Source organism: Brachyspira sp. G79 (assembly GCF_002379365.1).
Classification (GTDB): Bacteria; Spirochaetota; Brachyspiria; order Brachyspirales; family Brachyspiraceae; genus Brachyspira.
Genome location: NZ_JQIU01000013.1, coordinates 1 through 2,267, shown reverse-complemented (window position 1 = coordinate 2,267; position 2,267 = coordinate 1). Strand labels below are relative to the sequence as shown.

Annotated in this window: 1 protein-coding gene and 1 pseudogene; both read right to left on the bottom strand. The window is 26.0% G+C overall.

Annotated elements, in window-relative coordinates; genetic code table 11:
• The coding region (locus KQ44_RS14250; RefSeq protein ID WP_143277896.1) for a BspA family leucine-rich repeat surface protein at positions 1 to 1,022 on the bottom strand (1,022 nt) is incomplete at its 3' end.
• 100 nt (positions 1,023 to 1,122) lie between these two features.
• Positions 1,123 to 2,267: pseudogene (locus tag KQ44_RS14245) on the bottom strand (DUF4132 domain-containing protein); the annotation flags it as partial.

Here is a 2,267-nt window from a genome sequence, read left to right as displayed (position 1 = left end):
TCATCAGTAACAGATGAAAGCTCTTTGCTATACTCTGTTTCTAATTTCTTTTTTAATGCCATAACTTTTTTATTTGTGTCTTTTGATATTGCATTATATACTTCTTTAACATTCTCTTTTGTGATAGTTATATAATCTCTTGATACTAAATCATATTCTTCTGATATAAAATCATATTCATCATCATCATATTCTTCATTATTTTCGATAGGTACATAAACTTTGTGAGAACCATAAAATGCCTGCATATATACTCTAAGCCTTAAAGGCAATTTTTCATAGAATCTTTCATAGTTAGTGCATAAATCACTCATATCTGATACTTTACTTAAATCCCAATTTGCTAATGAATCATAACAATCATAGCTGTCAGTATATTTAAACATTGAGTACATTTTACTTAATTTTTTTGTATTCCATTTATCTAAAGGCTGATTAAAAGAATCGGCAGAATAAAACATAGATTCCATAGTTTTTACATTGGATACATTCCAGCTATTTAAAGGCTGATTAAATTGTTTACATCGGCAAAACATATCATGCATGTTTTCAACTTTTGAAGTATTCCATTTATCTAAAGGCTGATTAAAAGAAATGGAAGAATGAAACATAGCCTCCATAGTTTTTACATTAGATACGTCCCAATCATTAAGAGGTTGATTAAAAGAATCACATGCATTAAACATATAACTCATATCTTCAACTTTACTAACATTCCAATTATTTATATTCTGATTAAAAGTTTTAGCAAGACTAAACATACCGCTCATATTTGTAACATTAGATACGTCCCATTTATCTAAAGGCTCATTAAAACTAAAACATTCTCTAAACATCCATGACATATTCTCAACATTAGAAGTATCCCAATCTTCTATGCCTTCAAAATCTTTTCTTTGGCTTTTCTGAAAAAGCTCGCTCATATCTGTAATAAGGCTTGTATCTACATCACTAAGTTTTATACCGTCTGTAAATACTAAATTTTTTAATTCTTCTTTTGTTGCTGGTTTATGTTTCTTCATAAATTACTCAATTCCTCCTAATTTCAATATGTATATATATTTTTTATAGAAGACACAAAACTATGATGCCTAGCTATTATATAAAAATCATTTATTATAATCAAAATAAATCTGTAAGTCTAAAATCCAAAATTATAAATACCAAAAAAGTATAGATAAATCTACTGCTAATTTCTTTTTTATTTTCAGCCTTTTTAAAATCGATAGTGATATCTACTGGCTCATCATATTCTATATCCGCCTCGACTTTTGCAGACATTGTAAAAATATCTCCATCATTTGCAGGAAATGTATATGTTATAGTATCATTATATCCTAATACATCATTGGTATACATATCATACCTTTTAGCAAATGCCTTAAAAGATCCGTAACTTGCCTCTATGCTTTTTATCTTTTTTATTTCTTTTTTCAAATTCTTTTTATCCAATTTTATAAGTGTTAATTGATTTATCGGCTGTACTAATTCATAATCCTCAAGCTGTTTTCTCCATTTATCTATAGTTTTCTTATCCATTTCTACAGGAGTTGCCAAAGCTATAAAATTGTCAGAACTAATCTTTACCTCTTCATCATCACAATTTGAATAACTTCCATCATTTGAATATCTAAAAGTTGTTATAATTTTTTTATCTTTATCATATAGATTCCATATCAAAGAAGATGCAAATTTATTCATTAAATAATTATCAATAAAAACTTCTTTAAACAAATCATAGCTGTATATATCACCATCTATTAATGTAATACTTAAAATACTAGCAGTATGATTAATAAACTTATCGTACTTCTTTTCTTAATTCTTTTATTTCTTCTTTTAATTTTTCATCAAAGTTTTGAGGAATCTTTTTTAATTCTTTATTATCTTTTATATCAAACAAGCTCAAAGTATAATCATTATTAACTATTAATTTATAATCATCATTTAATTCTTTTTCACCTTTAGAATTAAATCCCAAATTAGGCATACATCTCAATCTAAATTCAGTATAACCTATATTAATTTTTTCAAGTAACTCATTAATCATTTCTACTGCTTCTTTACGAATTGCACTTTTAGTTGAATTTATATATATTTTATATAATAAACTCTGAGCATATCTGCTTTCTATATTAAAGCTTATCATTGTAAGTAGATTTTTTGATTCAATAGTATAAATTAATTCTTCTATTTTCTTTAAAGCTTCATCTCCTCCGTACATAGCATAAACAAAAGCAGTGATAACTTCATCTCGATTTTTAAAT